The 13,161-nt window shown below is 72.1% G+C and carries 11 protein-coding genes; all 11 read right to left on the minus strand.

The genetic code is table 11. From position 1 onward, the window contains the following. Positions 1 to 573: 573 nt before the first annotated feature. The 11 genes from D3A59_RS21345 to D3A59_RS21395 all read right to left on the minus strand — a co-directional run bounded on the left by D3A59_RS21345 (position 574) and on the right by D3A59_RS21395 (position 13,149). Positions 574 to 1,770, minus strand: a complete 1,197-nt coding sequence (locus D3A59_RS21345) for a fumarylacetoacetate hydrolase family protein (RefSeq protein ID WP_119157349.1) — start codon at positions 1,768 to 1,770, stop codon at positions 574 to 576. Between the two features lie 67 nt (positions 1,771 to 1,837). Continuing rightward, the gene (locus tag D3A59_RS21350) at positions 1,838 to 2,896 is read right to left on the minus strand and encodes an Ldh family oxidoreductase (RefSeq protein ID WP_119157350.1); all 1,059 of its coding nucleotides are present in this window, start codon (positions 2,894 to 2,896) and stop codon (positions 1,838 to 1,840) included. Between the two features lie 43 nt (positions 2,897 to 2,939). Continuing rightward, positions 2,940 to 4,430 carry a mannitol dehydrogenase family protein gene (locus D3A59_RS21355; protein WP_119157351.1) on the minus strand — a complete coding sequence of 497 codons (1,491 nt, stop codon included), beginning with the start codon at positions 4,428 to 4,430 and terminating at the stop codon, positions 2,940 to 2,942. 14 nt (positions 4,431 to 4,444) lie between these two features. Continuing rightward, on the minus strand, positions 4,445 to 5,656 hold the full coding sequence (gene manD / locus D3A59_RS21360) for a D-mannonate dehydratase ManD (protein ID WP_119157352.1): 1,212 nt from the start codon (positions 5,654 to 5,656) through the stop codon (positions 4,445 to 4,447). Between the two features lie 46 nt (positions 5,657 to 5,702). Continuing rightward, positions 5,703 to 7,232 carry a UxaA family hydrolase gene (locus tag D3A59_RS21365; protein ID WP_119157353.1) on the minus strand — a complete coding sequence of 510 codons (1,530 nt, stop codon included), beginning with the start codon at positions 7,230 to 7,232 and terminating at the stop codon, positions 5,703 to 5,705. A gap of 26 nt (positions 7,233 to 7,258) precedes the next feature. Next, entirely contained in the window at positions 7,259 to 8,122 is an 864-nt protein-coding gene (locus D3A59_RS21370; RefSeq protein WP_119157354.1) for a fumarylacetoacetate hydrolase family protein, read from the minus strand. A 39-nt stretch (positions 8,123 to 8,161) separates the two neighbouring features. After that, positions 8,162 to 8,917, minus strand: a complete 756-nt coding sequence (locus D3A59_RS21375) for an SDR family oxidoreductase (RefSeq protein ID WP_119157355.1) — start codon at positions 8,915 to 8,917, stop codon at positions 8,162 to 8,164. A 20-nt stretch (positions 8,918 to 8,937) separates the two neighbouring features. Next, positions 8,938 to 10,344: a TRAP transporter large permease gene (locus tag D3A59_RS21380; RefSeq protein WP_119157356.1), complete on the minus strand. Its 1,407-nt coding sequence runs from the start codon at positions 10,342 to 10,344 to the stop codon at positions 8,938 to 8,940. A gap of 13 nt (positions 10,345 to 10,357) precedes the next feature. After that, a complete protein-coding gene (locus tag D3A59_RS21385) occupies positions 10,358 to 10,993 on the minus strand; it encodes a TRAP transporter small permease (protein WP_119157357.1) in 636 nt (211 codons plus the stop codon). Positions 10,994 to 11,074: 81 nt separating this feature from the next. Continuing rightward, entirely contained in the window at positions 11,075 to 12,046 is a 972-nt protein-coding gene (locus D3A59_RS21390) for a sialic acid TRAP transporter substrate-binding protein SiaP (RefSeq protein ID WP_419187271.1), read from the minus strand. Between the two features lie 59 nt (positions 12,047 to 12,105). Beyond that, positions 12,106 to 13,149, minus strand: coding sequence for an L-idonate 5-dehydrogenase (locus D3A59_RS21395; RefSeq protein ID WP_119157359.1), 1,044 nt, complete (start codon positions 13,147 to 13,149; stop codon positions 12,106 to 12,108). Positions 13,150 to 13,161 lie beyond the last annotated feature (12 nt).

Raw genomic sequence — 13,161 nt, forward strand, 5'->3', positions numbered from 1 at the left:
GAGGCTGTCAAGCGCAGGGCCCCCAGCCCACCTGGGCTGCCATTTGTGCAACAGAGCCCGCTATGGGTGGGCTTGCACATCAATTGAGCCGCCTAACATAGTTATAAATGGTGGTTCTGCTGCATAACAATGAGGCCTGCCCCCTCCAGCGTAAGCTGGTAGGCGCCGCGCAGGTCCTTGGCTCCATCAAGAAATCAATCTTCGTCCGCTGTTCAGTGTCATACTATTTTTTAAGAATTGGCGCATAGTGCGAAGGCACTGTGTTTAATGATGGAGGGACTGGGCGAGCAGAAATTGGTCAAGCGAGATCAAGGAGGCGGAAAGAGGGCGCTAAGTTGCAAGCAGGTACGCGTTGTCTGTTGGCCTGGGCAGGCTGAGCGAATGGCAGTGGCAGAGAGTTTTCACGGCGCGGCCCTCATTGCTGTAGACGGAGGAAGCTTTTTCCTCGCCCCAACTCGCCTACCCCCGGTCTTTCCTCAGCGATTCACACATCGCCCGGACATGAAAAAAGGCCTGCGGCCGGGACTCGCGCCCCGCCCGCAGGCCTCCGCTGACGCCTGCCCCCTCAAGCTCTCAGCGCAGCAGCCCCCGCCCCGCCAGACTCCGCATCAGCGCCGAAATCCCGAACGTCCACGGCGCACACCGGTCGCTGTGCTCGACCCGGTTCACGAGCGCGCCCAGCTCCGCGCAGGCGATCCGCACCACGTCCCCCCGCTCGTGCGTGAAGCCCTGGCCCGGGCCGTGGCGGTCCTGCACCGGCGCGAACATCGTGCCGAGGAAGAGCATCAGCCCGTCCGGGTACTGGTGGTTCGGGCCGATGGCCTGCCGCACCAGCTCCAGCGGGTCGCGGCTGATGCGCGCCAGCGAGCTCGCGCCGTGCATCGTGAAGCCGTCCTCCGCGCCGTCCACGCGCAGGCTCAGCTCGCAGCGCCGCACCTGCTCGATGCCGAAGTGCGCGTCGAACAGCCGGATGAAGGGCCCGATCGCGCAGGAGGCGTTGTTGTCCTTGGCCTTGCCCAGCAGCAGCGCGCTGCGGCCCTCGAAGTCGCGCAGGTTGACGTCGTTGCCCAGGCTCGCGCCGCGCACGCGGCCGCGGCTGTCCAACGCCAGCACCACCTCCGGCTCCGGGTTGTTCCAGGCCGAGCGCGGGTGGATGCCGACCTGCGCGCCGCTGCCCACCGCGGAAAGTACTGGCGCCTTCGTGAAGATCTCGGCGTCCGGGCCGATGCCGACCTCCAGGTACTGCGACCACGCGCCCTGCTCGATCAGCACCGCCTTCACGCGCGCCGCCTCCTCCGAGCCCGGCACGATGCCGGCGAGGTTGTCGCCCAGGATGCCGGCCAGCGCCGCCCGGATGCCCTGCGCGCGCGTGGCGTCGCCGCGCGCCTGCTCCTCGATCACGCGCTCGAGCAGGCTCGCAACGAAGGTCACGCCGCTGGCCTTCAGCGCCTGCAGGTCGCAGGGCGCCAGCAGCCAGGGCCGGGACTCGTCGCGCGCGGTCTCGTCGCTGTTGGCCAGCACCGCGTCGAGCGCGGCCAGCCGCGGCAGGCGCTGCTCGCGCGCCGCCGCCTGCAGCGCGGCGGCCGGGTCGTCGAGCTCGAGCAGTTCGCTGCAGGTGGCGGCCAGCGGCGAGAGGTCGTGCAGCGCGTCGCCGATCACGGCGACCAGCACCGGGCCGGTGCCGGGCTGCCAGACGCGGCCGACCAGCGTGGCACGCTCGCGGTCCTCGGGCAGGCAGTCGGCGGGGGACAGCGGCAGGGCAGGGCTCATGGGGACTCCAGGGGGAAGACGGGTCGGTGGCGGCGCGCGCCGGCTCCACCCGGCGCGCGCCTCTCGTTCACAGGGGCGGCGCGACGTCGAGCCGCGTGCTCCACAGGCGCAACTGATCGGCCAGCCCCGGCTCGACCGGGATGCCGCCGGCCTCGCGCAGCCGCGCCTGCTCCAGCTCCGGGTCGCCGGGCATGCGCGGCGAGCCGGGCTCGCCGGCCAGCGCCAGCGCCATCGCGGCGACGGTGGCGGCGAGCTGCGGGCCGCCGGCGAAGCGCATCGGGTCGAGCACGATGAAGAAGGCGCCGAGGTGGCGCGGCCGCTCCAGCTCGGTGAACATGCCGCTGATCTGCGGGCCGTAGGGGTTGGCGTTCAGCGGCCCGCACAGCAGGTCGATCATCAGCGCCAGGCCGTAGCCCTTGTGGCCGTACTCGGTGCCGCCCAGCGGCGTCAGCGCGTTGGCGGCCGCAGCGTCGGTGGTGGGGCGCCCGGCCGCGTCCACCGCCACGCCCTCGGGCAGCGGCAGGCCCTCGCGGCGCGCGTTCATCACGCGGTTCCAGGGGATCGAGGTGGTGGCCATGTCCAGGCACACCGGCTCGCCGTCCTGGCGCGGGAAGGCGATCGAGATCGGGTTGGTGCCGAAGAAGGGCTGCGAGCCGCCGTGCGGCGCGGCGATGCGGTCGGAGTGCGTGAAGGCGATCGCCACCAGCCCTGCGCGCGCGGCCGCGCGGGTGTAGAGCGCCATCGCCCCGCAGTGCGAGGAGTCGCTGACGCCGACCGCGCCGATGCCGTTCTCGTGCGCCAGCTCGATCGCGAGCGCGTTGGCGCGGTGCGCGACGACGATGCCCTGGCCGCGGTCGCCGTCCACCTGCGCGGTGCAGGGGCCGCTGCGCGTGCTGCGGATGCGCGGCCGCGCCTTGATCGAGCCGCGCCGCAGCCGCTCCAGGTAGTGCGGCAGCCGCGCGATGCCGTGCGAGTCGACGCCCCACAGGCTCGTCTGCACCAGCGAGTCGGCGAGCAGCGCCGCGTCCTCCGCCGGCATGCCGACCGCGCGCAGGCAGTCGCTGCCCCAGCGGCGCAGCGCCTCGGCAGCGACCGGCACGCTGCCGGATGCAATCGGTTGGCTCATCTCGGGTCTCCGGTTCGTGCCGCGCGGGCGGCGAAGTGCAGGCTCACAGCGCCTCCAGCGTCCCGCGAACGCCGCGCCCGCGCAGGCTGCGCAGCTGCGGCGCGAGCGTGGCGACGAGCGCCGGGTGGCCGGCGAGGTCGCCGAACACCGGCGCGAAGGCGGTCAGGCGCCGCGCGCGCTCGAGCTCGTCGTCCGCGGCCTCGGCGGCGGCGAGGTGCTGCGCGAGCGCGGCGGCGAGCGGGTCGTCGATCGGGTGGGCGCGGCCGAGCTCGTCGCGGCCGCGCAGGTAGTGCAGCCACGCGGCGATGCCCAGCGTCACGCGCGGCGCCGGCTGCCCGGCGGCGAGCCGATCGCGCAGCGTGCCGAGCAGGCGCTGCGGCAGCTTCTGCGAGCCGTCCATCGCGATCTGCTGCGTGCGGTGCGCCAGCGCCGGGTTGGCGTAGCGCGCCAGCAGCCCGGCGCGGTAGGCGGGCAGGTCCAGCCCGGGCAGCGCCGGCAGCGTCGGCTCGATCTCGTCGCGCATCAGCGCCTCGACGTGGCGCCGCAGCGCCGGCTGCGCGATCGCGACGTCCACCGTGTCCCAGCCGGCCATGGCGCCGAGGTAGGCGATGGAGGAGTGCGCGCCGTTGACCATGCGCAGCTTGAGCTTCTCCCAGGGCGCGGCCTCGGCGACGAAGCGCGCGCCGCCCGCGGTCCAGTCTGGGCGGCCGGCGGCGAAGTCGTCCTCCACCGCCCAGTCGAAGAAGGGCTCGCCGAGCACCGGCCAGGCGTCGCGCAGGCCGAGGCCCTGTGAGACCGACTCGCGGTCGGCGTCGGTGCTGCGCGGCACGATGCGGTCCACCATCGAGTTCGGGAAGCTGCAGCCGGTGGCGATCCAGTCGGCCAGTGCCGGATCGAGCGCGTCGGCGAAGTCCAGCACCGCGCCGCGCAGCAGCGCGCCGTTGGACGGCAGGTTGTCGAGCGACATCAGCGCCAGCGGCCCGAGCGCGCGCGCGCGCCGCAGCGCGAGGCCGTGCACGATGAAGCCGATCGCGCTGCGCGGCCGCGCCGCGTCCGCGAGGTCGTGCGCGATGTCCGGATGGTCGAGCCGCAGCCGGCCGCTGGCCGGGTCGTGGCAGTAGCCCTTCTCGGTGACGGTGAGGCTGACGATGCGCGCATCGGGGTGGGCGATGTCCTCCAGCACCGCGCGCGGGTCCTCGGGCGCGACGCGCAGCGCGCACAGGCTGCCGACCACCTGCAGCCGCTGGCGCGGCGCGCCGTCGGGCGCGGCGTCGCGGATCGCGAGCGTGTAGAGGCCCTGCTGCGGCGCGAGCGCGTCGCGGGTGTCGGGCTGGCGCAGCGACACGCCGACCACGCCCCAGCGCAGGTCGCCGCCGGCGTGCAGCGCCGCGTCGTTGGCGGCCAGCAGGTGCGCGCGCGCGAAGGCGCCGATGCCGAGGTGGACGATGCCGTGGCGCAGGCGGCTGCGCTCGTAGCGCGGGCGCGCGACCGCGGCGGGCAGCGCGTCGAGGCGCCCGGGGTGCAGTGCTTGCATGCTCGCCTCCTGCCTCACCAGTGCCACAGCGTGCCGTCGTGCTGCAGGCGGTTCACCGGCAGGTAGGCGCGCTGGTAGGGGTACTTCGCGGCGAGCGCCTCGTCGATCTCGACGCCGTGGCCCGGCACCTCGCCCGGGTGCATGAAGCCGTCCTTGAAGGTGTAGGCGTGCGGGAACACCGCGTCGGTCTCCTCGGTGTGGCGCATGTATTCCTGAATGCCGAAGTTCGGCACCCACAGGTCGAAGTGCAGCGCCGCGCCCATGCAGACCGGCGACAGGTCGGTGGCGCCGTGCGAGCCGGTGCGCACCTGGTAGAGCGCGGCGAGGTCGGCGATGCGGCGCAGGTGCGTGATGCCGCCGGCGTGCACGACGGTGGCGCGGATGTAGTCGATGAGCTGGTTCTCGATCAGGCCCTTGCAGTCCCAGATCGTGTTGAAGATCTCGCCCACCGCCAGCGGCGTGGTGGTGTGCTGGCGGATCAGCCGGAAACCGTCCTGGTTCTCGGCCGGCGTCGCGTCCTCCATCCAGAACAGGCGGTAGGGCTCCAGGTCGCGGCCGAGCCGCGCGGCCTCGATCGGCGTGAGGCGGTGGTGCACGTCGTGCAGCAGGTGGTGCTGCTCGCCGAGTTTGCTGCGGATCGCCTCGAAGAGGCGCGGCGTGTGATGCAGGTACTTGGGCGTGTCCCAGTCGTGCTCGCTCGGCAGCGAGGCGTCGGCCGGCTCGTAGAACATCGAGCCGCGGCCCACGCCGTAGACCTTCTCCAGCCCCGGCACGCCGCTCTGCGCGCGGATCGCCTTGTAGCCCATCTCGGCGTAGGCGAGCACCCGGTCCACCGTCTCCTCGATGTCGCGGCCGTTGGCGTGGCCGTAGACCATCACGCCGTTGCGGCTCGCGCCGCCGAGCAGCTGGTACAGCGGCATGCCGGCGGCCTTGGCCTTGATGTCCCACAGCGCGGTGTCCACGCCGGCGATCGCCGTCATCGTCACCGGGCCGCGCCGCCAGTAGGCGCCGCGGTAGAGGTACTGCCAGATGTCCTCGATCTGCCGCGGGTCGCGCCCGATCAGGCAGGGGATGACGTGCTCGGTGAGGTAGGCGGCGACCGCCAGCTCGCGGCCGTTGAGCGTCGCGTCGCCGATGCCGGTGAGGCCGGCGTCGGTCTCGATCTTCAGCGTCACGAAGTTGCGGCTGGGGCAGCAGACGATGACGCGGGCGTCGGTGATCTTCATCGGTGGATCCCTTGGGGTGGACGGGCGGGGACTTCGGGCGCGCGGTTCACAGCACCGCGCCGAGCTGCCAGGGCACGAACTCGTTCTGGCCGTAGCCGTGCAGCTCGCTGCGCGTGCGGCGGCCCGAGGCGGTGTCGAGCATCAGGCGGAAGATGCGCTCGCCGAGCGCGTCGATGCTCTCGAGGCCGTCCACGACGACGCCGCAGTCGAGGTCGATGTCGTCCTGCTGGCGCTGCCACAGCGCGGTGTTGGTCGAGAACTTCAGCGAGGGCGACGGCGCGCAGCCGTAGGCCGAGCCGCGCCCGGTGGTGAAGCAGATCAGGTTGGCGCCGCCGGCCACCTGGCCGGTGGCCGACACCGGGTCGTAGCCCGGCGTGTCCATGAAGACGAGGCCGCGCGCCGCGATCGGCTGCGCGTACTCGAGCACGTCGACGAGCGGCGTGGTGCCGCTCTTGGCGATCGCGCCGAGCGACTTCTCGAGGATGGTGGTGAGGCCCCCCGCCTTGTTGCCGGCCGAGGGGTTGTTGTCGAGCTGCGCGTGGTTGCGGCGGCAGTAGTCCTCCCACCAGGCCAGCCGCGCGCGCAGCTTGTCGGCCACCGCCTGCGACACCGCGCGGCGCAGCAGCAGGTGCTCGCCGCCGTAGATCTCGGGCGTCTCGGACAGCACTGCGGTGCCGCCGTGCGCGACGAGCCGGTCCACCGCGGCGCCGAGCGCCGGGTTGGCGCTGATGCCGGAGTAGCCGTCGGAGCCGCCGCACTGCAGCCCGACGACGAGGTGGCTGGCCGGCACCGCCTGGCGCCGCACGCGGTTCGCCTCGGGCAGCAGCTCCCGGACGATCTCGACGCCGCGCGCGACGCTGCTCGCGGTGCCGCCGCTGTCCTGGATGTTGAAGGCGACGAGCTTCGGGCCGTCCTGCAGGCCCTCCTGCTCCAGCAGCCCGGCGATCTGGTTGGTCTCGCAGCCGAGCCCGACCACCAGCACCGCGGCGAAGTTGGCGTGGCGGGCGTAGCCGCCGATCGTGCGGCGCAGCAGCTGCAGCGCCTCGCCCTGGCTGTCGGTGGCGCAGCCGCTGCCGTGCGTGAGCGCGACCACGCCGTCCACCTGCGGGTAGTCGGCCAGCGCCTCGGGGCGGATGTCGCGCCGGAAGTGGTCGGCGATGGCGCGCGCCACCGTGGCGGAGCAGTTCACCGAGGTCAGCACGCCGATGTAGTTGCGCGTCGCGACGCGCCCGTCGGCGCGCACGATGCCGTCGAAGCTCGCGGGCGACCCGGCCGGCGCCACCGGGCGCGCGTCGCTGCCGACCTCGGGCGCGCGCTCGAACTCGCCGAAGGCGAGGTTGTGGCTGTGCACGTGCTGGCCGGCGGCGATCGGCCGCGTCGCGACGCCGATCACCTGGTTGTAGCGGCGCACCGGCGCGCCGGCGGCGATGTCGCGCACCGCGATCTTGTGCCCCGGCGGGACGAGCCCCGCCACGCGCAGGCCGAGGCCGGGCAGCGGGGTGCCGCCGAGCAGTTGCTGCCGCGCGATGACGACGTCGTCGGCGGGGTGGATGCGGATCACGGGATCGGTCTGCATGGCGGCCTCCCTGGCGGCTTGCGGTCTCAGTCGTCGATCAGCGCGGGGTTCCAGGCGTGCACGCGCTGGCGCTGCTCGCCCAGGCCCTCGATGCCCAGGCGCATCTCGTCACCGGGCTTCAGGTACACCGCCTCGGGCTTGACGCCCATGCCGACGCCGGGCGGCGTGCCGGTGGAGATCAGGTCGCCGGGGTAGAGCGTCGTGAAGCGGCTGATGTAGCTCACGAGCTGCGCCACGCCGAACACCATCGTGCGCGTGCTGCCGTCCTGGAAGCGCCGGCCGTTGACCTCCAGCCACATCGGCAGCGCCTGCGGGTCCGGGATCTCGTCGGCGGTGACGAGCCAGGGGCCGACGGGGCCGAAGGTGTCGCAGCCCTTGCCCTTGTCCCAGGTGCCGCCGCGCTCGAGCTGGTACTCGCGCTCGGAGACGTCGTTGACGACGCAGTAGCCGGCGACGTGCCCGAGCGCCTCGGCCTCGGACACGTAGCGCGCCTTGCGGCCGATCACGACGCCGAGCTCGACCTCCCAGTCGGTCTTGACCGAGCCCTGCGGCAGCACCACCGCGTCGTTGCAGCCGATCATCGTGCTGGTGTGCTTGGTGAACAGCACCGGCTCGGCCGGCACCGGCAGGCCCGACTCGGCGGCGTGGTCGGCGTAGTTCAGGCCCACGCAGATGAACTTGCCGCAGCCGCGCCACGGCAGCCCGGTGCGGCCGGCCGGCAGCAGCGGCAGCGCGGCGGGGTCGAGCGCGCGCAGGCGCGCCAGGCCCTCGGGCGAGAGCGTGTCGGCCTGGATGTCGGCGACCACGCCGGAGAGGTCGCGCCACTGGCCCTCGCGGTCGAGCAGGGCGGGTTTTTCCTGGCCGCGGGGGCCGATGCGTCCGAGTTTCATGGGGTCTTCTTGTCGGAAGTTGAAAGGGGGCGGCGGGTCTCAGTTGATCCAGCCGCCGTCGATAATCTGCGCGGTGCCGGTGGTGTAGGCCGACTCGTCGGAGGCGAGGTAGACCGCGAGCGCGGCGATCTCCTCGGCGCGGCCGAGCCGGCCCATCGGCTGGCGCGCGACGAAGGTGGCCTCGACCTGCTCGATGCTCTGGCCGCCGCTCTTGGCCAGCGCCAGCATGCGCTCGCGCAGCGACGGCGACTCGACGGTTCCGGGGCAGATCGCGTTGCAGCGCACGCCCTGCGCGACGTAGTCGGCCGCGACCGACTTGGTCAGCCCGATCACCGCGGCCTTGGTGGTGCCGTAGGCGAAGCGGTTGGGCACGCCCTTGATGCTCGACGCGACCGAGGCGACGTTGACGATCGAGCCGCCGCCGCGCGAGAGCATGCCGGGCAGGAAGGCGCGCGTGACGCGGTACATCGCGCGCACGTTGAGGTCGAGGGAGAAGTCGAAGGCCTCCTCGTCGCAGTCGAGCAGGCTGCCGTGGTGCACGTAGCCGGCGGCGTTGACGAGCACGTCCACCGGGCCGGCCGCATTGGCGGCGGCGACGACCGCGGCCGCGTCGCGCACGTCCAGGCGCAGCATCTCGACCGGCGCCTCGCCGGCGAGGCGGTCGAGCAGCTCGCCGTTGATGTCGGCGGCGATCACGCGCGCGCCCTCGCGGACGAAGGCGAGCGCGGTGGCGCGGCCGATGCCCTGGCCGGCGGCGGTGATGAAGGCGGTCTTGCCCTGCAGGCGCAGCGTCATTTCGTGGCTCCTTTCGTGTCTCACTTGATCATCCCGAGCTGCTGCGGCAGCCACAGCGTGAGCTGCGGCACGTAGGTGATCGCCACCAGCGCCAGCACCAGCGGCAGCAGCCAGGGCAGGATCACCGCGGTGGTGCGCTCGACCGACAGCCGCGAGATGCGTGCGAGCACGAACAGCACCATGCCCAGCGGCGGCGTCAGCAGGCCGATCATCAGGTTCAGCGTCAGGATCAGGCCGAAGTGGATCGGGTCGATGCCGAGCTTGAGCACGATCGGCAGCAGGATCGGCACCAGGATCGTGATCGCGGCGATGGTGTCGATGAAGCAGCCGACGAAGAGGATCATCAGGTTGGCGAACAGCAGGAACAGCCACTTGTTCTGCGTCACCGACAGGATCCAGTCGGCCAGCATCTGCGCCGCCTGCGTGGTGGTCAGCAGCCACGCGAACACTGCGGCCGCGGTGACGATGAACAGCACCGAGGCGGTGGTCTCGATCGTCTCGAAGCTCGCCTTCAGCAGCGTGCGAAGCGTCATCGTGCGGTAGCGCACGAGGCCGAGGAACAGCGCCCAGAGCACCGCCGCGACCGCCGCCTCGGTGGGCGTGAACCAGCCCATCGACATGCCGCCGATCAGGATCACCGGCGCCATCAGCGCCATCACCGCCGAGAAGTTGAAGCGCCAGTCGAGCGCGAGCAGCACCGCGAAGGCGATGCCGGCGGCGAGGTTGGCCGACATGCCGGCGCGCACCATCAGCCACACCGCGAGCGGGAAGGCGAGCACGATGCCGATCTCGAGGCCCGCGGCGCCGAGCCGCTTCCACTCGAAGCGCGTGTCGCCGCCCCAGCCGTTGCGGTGCGCGAACCAGGCCACCGTGCCCATCATCAGCAGTGTCATCACGATGCCGGGCAGGATGCCGGCGAGGAAGAGCGCGCCGATCGAGACGTTGGCCATCATCCCGTAGATCACGAAGGGCAGCGAGGGCGGGATGATCGGCCCGAGCGTGGCGGACGCGGCGGTCACGCCCACCGCGAACTCGGTGCGGTAGCCGTGCTCCTTCATCGCCTTGATCTCGATCGAGCCCAGGCCCGCGGCGTCCGCGACCGCGGTGCCCGACATGCCGGAGAAGATCACCGAGCCGACGATGTTGACCTGCGCGAGGCCGCCCTTCATCCAGCCCACCAGCGCGATCGCGAAGTCGTACATGCGCGAGGTGATGCCGGAGATGTTCATCAGGTTGCCGGCGAGGATGAAGAAGGGCACCGCCAGCAGCGGGAAGGACTCGACGCCGGCGATCATGCGCTGCGCGACGACGATGTCGGGGACGGTGCCGGAGACGACGATGAACAGCAGCGAGGCGCCGGCCATCGCGACCGCCACCGGCAGGCCGACCAGCATGAGGGCGATGAAGGCGCCGATGAGTAGCAGCATGAGGGTCTCCCGCTCAGTCGATGAAGGCTTCGGGCCGCTCGAGCGCCGAGTAGCCGCGCCGCCAGTTCTGCACCGCGACCTGCAGCGCGCGCAGCGCCATCAGCACGAAGCCGGCGAACACGATCCAGTAGACATGGCTCTTGTTCCACGCGATGGTGGTCATCGGCTCGTTGTCGACCATCAGCGCGTAGCGCGCGACGAGCCAGGCCGCGTAGCCGAAGAAGCCGATCAGCGCCGCGTCCACCGCGGTCGACAGCGCGCGGCCGGCGCCGCCGGGCAGGCAGCGGTAGACGATGTTGACCTGGATGTGGCGGCAGCGCCGCACGCACATCGCCGAGCCGATGAAGACCACCGAGATCAGGCAGTAGACCGCCAGCTCCTCGGTCCAGGCGAAGGAGTCGTTGAGCACGTAGCGGCTGAAGAACTGAAGGAACACGAGCCCGGCCATCAGCCAGAAGAAGCCGAGGCAGATCCAGTCCTCGACGCTGTACTGCGACAGGTTCACGTCCTGCGGCGCGTCGGCTTCGGCGAAGCTGCGCGCCAGCTCCTCGGGCGCGACCTCGTGGTGCGGGGTGGGCGGCGCGGGCGGCGCAGGCGGCTCGGCAGCGGGCGCGACGGCGCGCCCGGGCAGGGTGGTGGGGGCGGACATGGTCGGTCTCCTGCGATGCGGGGCGCACGGCCGCTCGTGCGGCGCGCGCCCCGCGGGACGGCGGGCGGGAGGAGCGAAGGCTCAGTTGCCGATGGCCTGGATGCGGTCCCAGTCCGACTTCTGGTAGCCGAACTGCTCGAAGGCGACGTTCTTGAGCACCGTGTCGCGGAACTCGGCGGTGTTGACCTCGGTGACCGAGAGGCCCTTGTCGCGGAAGACCTGCGCCAGCTCCTTCTCGCGCGCGGCGACCTCGCGCGAGGCGCGCGCCGCGGCCTCCTGCGCCACCTCGGCGAACAGCTTGCGGTCGGCCTCGGGCAGCTTCTTCCACAGCGCGCCGGAGATCACCGTGTTGAGGTGGTCGACGATGTGGCCGGTCAGCACGATGTGCTTCTGCACCTCGAAGAACTTCTTGGCCTCGATCGTCGGCAGCGGGTTCTCCTGCGCCTCGACGGTGCCGTTCTGCAGCGCGAGGTAGACCTCGGCGAAGGCGATCGGCGTGGTGTTGGCGCCGCAGGCGCGCGGCATCGCCAGGTAGGCCGGCACGTCGGGCACGCGGATCTTCAGGCCCTTCATGTCGGCGCACTTGGCGATCGGGCGGTTGCTGGTGGTGTGGCGCGTGCCGTAGTAGGTGGTGGCGAGGATCTGGTGGCCGGACTTCTGCTCGTAGCCGGCGGTCAGCTCCTTGTAGATGTCGCTCTTGGTGTAGGCGAGCAGGTGGTCGACGCTGCGGAAGGTGTAGGGGTAGTAGGTGACGCCGATGCGCGGGAAGCTCTTCGCGGCGAAGCTCGAGCCCGAGATGATCATGTCCACGGTGCCGAGCGTCAGGCCCTGGTTGATGTCGTTTTCCTTGCCGAGCTGCGAGGCCGGGTAGACGTCGATGTGGTACTTGCCGTTGCTGCGCTTCTTGATCTCCTCGCCGGCCCACACCGACCACTTGTGGAAGGGCTCCGAGGTCTCGTAGACGTGCGCCCACTTCAGCTTGGTCTGCGCCTGCAGCGGCGCGCTCGCGAGCAGCGTCGCCGCCAGGGCGGAGAAGCCGATCAGGGTGTTCATGGCCTTGCGCTTCATGGTTGTCTCCTCTGCGGTGGTCTTCGGGGGGAATGCGCCGTTGTTCAGCCGGCGACGAGTTGGACCTTGGTGCTGCGCGTGCGGTCGAGCGCGAGCTCGAAGGCTTCGCGGGCGCGCGAGATCGGGATCTGGGCGGTGATGAGCGGCCGCACGTCGGCGCGGCGCGTGCGGATGAAGCGCACCGCGGCGTCGAACTCGCCGTTGGCGCGGAAGGCGCCGATGTAGTCGAGCTCGCGCACCATCACCTCGTTGGCGGGGAAGGGGACGCTCGCGGGCAGCGTGCCGACCTGCACGACGCGCCCGCCGCGGCGCACCGCGGCGAGGCAGGCGGCGAGCGCGGCGGGGCTGCCGGCGGCCTCGATCGCGACGTCGGCCCAGCCGCGCAGTGCGTCCGGCAGCGCGTCGCCGGCGGCCAGCGCCCGGTCGGCGCCGACCTCGCGCGCCAGCGCCTGGGCGCGCTCGCCCGGGTCGAGCGCGACGACCTCGGCGGCGCCGGCCAGGCGCGCGGCGATCACGCACATGCAGCCGATCGTGCCGGCGCCGGTGACGAGCACGCGCTGCCCGAGCAGCTCGCCCGCGCGCCGCACCGCGTGCAGCCCGACCGACAGCGGCTCGGCGCAGGCGATCTCGCCGAGCGAGACCTCGGGCTCGTCCACCGGTGTGAGCTGGCGCTCGTCCATGACGAAGCGCTCGCGGAACATGCCCTGCGCATGCGGGAAGCGCGCCGCGCTGCCGAGGAAGCGCATGTCGCGGCACAGGTTGGCGCGGCCGGCGCGGCAGTCCTCGCAGCGGCCGCAGGGGTGGGAGGGATCGATCGCGACCTTCTGGCCGGGGCGCACGCGGCTCACCGCGCTGCCGACGCGCGCGACCACGCCCGAGGCCTCGTGCCCCGGCACGAAGGGCTCGCGGATCGCGAAGGCGCCGGCGCGGCCCTCGCGGTAGTAGTGCAGGTCCGAGCCGCAGATGCCGCCGGCGCCGAGCTGCAGCTCGACCTCGTGCGGGCCGGGTTCGGCCGCCGCGCAGGGCTCGAGCCGCAGGTCGAGCGCGCCGTGCAGCGTGCAGGCGAGCGAGGGGGCGAGGGAGGTCATGCGGGCCTTTCG

The sequence above is a fragment of the Caldimonas tepidiphila genome (genome assembly GCF_003569765.1).
In the GTDB taxonomy this organism is placed as follows: Bacteria; Pseudomonadota; Gammaproteobacteria; order Burkholderiales; family Burkholderiaceae_C; genus Caldimonas; species Caldimonas tepidiphila.